This is a genomic window from Shewanella sp. SG41-4 (assembly GCF_014164505.1).
Lineage (GTDB): Bacteria > Pseudomonadota > Gammaproteobacteria > Enterobacterales > Shewanellaceae > Shewanella.
Genome location: NZ_JACJFI010000373.1, coordinates 1 through 2,952, shown reverse-complemented (window position 1 = coordinate 2,952; position 2,952 = coordinate 1). Strand labels below are relative to the sequence as shown.

Below are 2,952 nucleotides of genomic sequence, written 5' to 3'. Positions count from 1 at the left end.
CCACATGATTGCTATTCGAACCGTCGAGCTGGCAGATTTACTGTTGCTGTTTATTTATCTCGAAGTTTTAGCAATGGTCGTTAATTATATTGAATCAGGTAAGTTACCTATCCGTATGCCACTCTATATTGCGATTGTGGCTTTGGCTCGATATTTAATTTTGGACATGAAGGGTATGGAAGATTGGCGAATTTTAGCCATTTCACTGTCGACGATTTTACTGGCTGGCACGGTAATTGTTATCCGTTGGGGCCAGTTGAAAATGCCTTACCCTAAAAACCAAGACTACGATAATTAATCACCTTAACAATCGGCCAAACAATACCGTGTATCTTTAATCAACAAATGAAGCTAATTTTGATTTTTTTTAACGAGCCTTTGTGCTAAAAAATAGAATCTAATTATTACTGTATCTAAAAGCACTCGGTGTATTCCTAAATTAAAGTATAAAATAAATTACATTAAAAATAGAATGTTGTATGGTTAACAGTTAATCAACATTAATATTGCTGATTAGAAATTCGCACCAAACAATAAAAAAGATACTGGCAGATTAACCATTTAAAGGGGAAAAAGGATGGGGCAAGAACCAATAGGATTCGACGAAAAACGCAGTTCTTTACGTGTAGACATGGAAGCTGAACGGATCCGCCTAGATTGGATTAATGCACAAGGTGAATCATGTGTCGATCATGGGATCTGCATCGACCTTGCCCGAAAAGGCGTTTTATTTGACTTCAAAGCCCCCTTTAAAGTGGGTGATTTGATCGCTTTAACATTCAATGAAAACACAGATAGACAAAATACAATTAAAGGCCAAGTTTGCCGCTGTTCCGAATGTTCAGCTCATAGCTATTATATTGCTATACAGCTTATTTAATTATTTTTATGCAGAACGGTATAGAGGTTTTATACTCAAGGTAACATACCAATAAATATTTTCGGTGCAACATGGCGCCTAGCATCAAGGATCACAACATGATATTGCTCGTTGGCGGAGAAAAAGGTGGCAGTGGAAAAAGCTGTTTAACACAAAACATTGCCGTACACATTTGTCAAAAATACGATGCCAATGTGCTCATGGTTGACTGCGATCCGCAACGAACTACCTCAGATTGGATCCAAGCTCGAAATAATGACCCAAGTCTTAAAGCCATCAATTGTATCCAGCTATACGGAAAAATTCGTAATGACCTGTTAAGTTTGAATGAGCGTTTTGACTATGTCATTGTTGATTGTGGTGGCCAAGATAACCTTGCCATGCGAGCGGCTATGTCAGTAGCAACCTATGTTGTCATCCCACTTCGTCCTAAACGACGCGATCTGAAAACATTACCACACATGGAAGACATGCTCAGTACCTGTAAGATGGTCAATCCGAAAATGATTGCATCTATAGTAATAACGCAATGCCCTGCGCTGCCATCGCAAGCTAAACGCATTTTAGAAGCCAAGGAAGTGGTTGAGTCTTTTGGTTTACGTGCCCTCAATGCTGTGACGATTAGTCGTAATATCTATGATGACAGTGAAGAGAGTGGCTCTTCTGTGCTTGAAATCGATCCTACTGGTAAAGCGGCCGATGAAATTCGAGCTATTGCCGATGAACTTTTTGCCATCCCACCAGAAAATAGTTATGAGTTTAACTGACCTTAAGCGCAAGAAGCCCAAGGATACCCGAGTCAAGGTATCTGTAGACGACTTTATTGAAGATGCTAATAATTATGCGTTAGGGCTTAAAGCATCTGATGGTCAAGCTAATGTTAACTCAACGACGCAAGATTTTTTAAAAGGGTTGGATAAAAAAAGCACTAAAATTTATCGTCATGCCACTTTCACACTTACCGAAAAAAGCATTTCACAATTAGATGAGATGGCCAAAAACAGCAATGTTGCTAAATCAAAAATACTCAGAATACTTATTGATGAGTTTTATCAGCAAAGTAGCATTGAACAATCCAATTTATTGGGTAAAACATCACGTTAACGGCTTATCACTAATGATAATCCGTAAGCATTCAGCTGAGCATCTACATATATTAATCTTTTCCATGACAGTATTGGATTGAAGTTTATGCTCACTTTGATGATTTTTAATTAATTAACTTAAATTGAACATAACTTAAATTGAAATAGTATGGCTCCATATTCCCCTGTTTCTCAGCAAACGAGTTGCTGCAAGCAGCACTTGGCAAACGAGCAAACACACTCACGCTCGTATAAATACAACTCATTTATCCACTACAATTTGACTGCGTTTAATTAATCCAAAGAGAATATATGTCGTTAATATTACTGCTAACACAGCAAATGTGTGTTTACTTAGTTATCGTTTACTTAGTCAGTAAAACGCCATTATTTAAACTTTTCGCAGAAACGTCAAAACGATTACCCCATAAAATTTTTATCTATCTGGTGTTCTCCAGCTTTTGCATTATGGCGACTTATTTTGGCGAACAAACTTCAGGTGCCATTGCTAATACGCGTGCTATGGGTGCTGTATTAGGCGGATTGCTCGGTGGACCCGTCACCGGTTTATTGGTTGGGTTAACGGGTGGATTACATCGTTATTCCATGGGCGGATTTACCGATATAGCTTGTGCTATATCCACCACCTTAGAAGGGTTATCCGCAGGTATGATCAGTTATTACTTCAAAAAAGCCGGTAAGTCAGAAATGGCTTACCAGCCAATAGTCGTGTTTGGGGTAACCTTTATGGCAGAAATAATGCAGATGTCGATAATTGTATTAGTCGCAAAACCCTTTGACCAAGCCTGGGAGTTAGTCAAACTCATCGCCCCGCCAATGTTACTGATTAACTCGCTCGGCGCGGCAATGTTTATGAGTATTGTTCGCGACCAAAAAGCCATGTTTGATAAACTTTCTTCCAGTTTTTCAACTAAAGCATTAAAAATAGCTGAGCGCAGTGTCGGCTTACTTTCTAAAGGTTTTGAT

Annotated in this window: 5 protein-coding genes; all 5 read left to right on the top strand. The window is 38.7% G+C overall.

Features of this window, described 5'->3' with window-relative positions; genetic code table 11:
- On the top strand, window positions 1-298 hold a 298-nt coding region (locus H5202_RS19800), incomplete at its 5' end, for a phosphate-starvation-inducible protein PsiE (protein WP_182773576.1).
- Between the two features lie 279 nt (window positions 299-577).
- Window positions 578-880 (top strand): PilZ domain-containing protein, encoded by a 303-nt coding sequence (locus tag H5202_RS19795; protein WP_182773575.1) that lies wholly within the window; start codon window positions 578-580, stop codon window positions 878-880.
- Between the two features lie 98 nt (window positions 881-978).
- Entirely contained in the window at window positions 979-1,647 is a 669-nt protein-coding gene (locus H5202_RS19790; protein ID WP_182773574.1) for an AAA family ATPase, read from the top strand.
- On the top strand, window positions 1,634-1,984 hold the full coding sequence (locus H5202_RS19785) for a replication protein RepA (RefSeq protein ID WP_182773573.1): 351 nt from the start codon (window positions 1,634-1,636) through the stop codon (window positions 1,982-1,984). The genes H5202_RS19790 and H5202_RS19785 overlap by 14 nt, the downstream gene beginning before the upstream one ends.
- 293 nt (window positions 1,985-2,277) lie before the next feature.
- On the top strand, window positions 2,278-2,952 hold a 675-nt coding region (locus H5202_RS19780), incomplete at its 3' end, for a LytS/YhcK type 5TM receptor domain-containing protein (RefSeq protein ID WP_272490479.1).

What these genes read in the sequence shown, in the direction of transcription:
- H5202_RS19795 (WP_182773575.1), top strand. Translation starts at nt 578, where the DNA reads ATGGGGCAAGAACCAATAGGATTCGACGAAAAACGCAGTTCTTTACGT.
- H5202_RS19790 (WP_182773574.1), top strand. Translation starts at nt 979, where the DNA reads ATGATATTGCTCGTTGGCGGAGAAAAAGGTGGCAGTGGAAAAAGCTGT.
- H5202_RS19785 (WP_182773573.1), top strand. Translation starts at nt 1,634, where the DNA reads ATGAGTTTAACTGACCTTAAGCGCAAGAAGCCCAAGGATACCCGAGTC.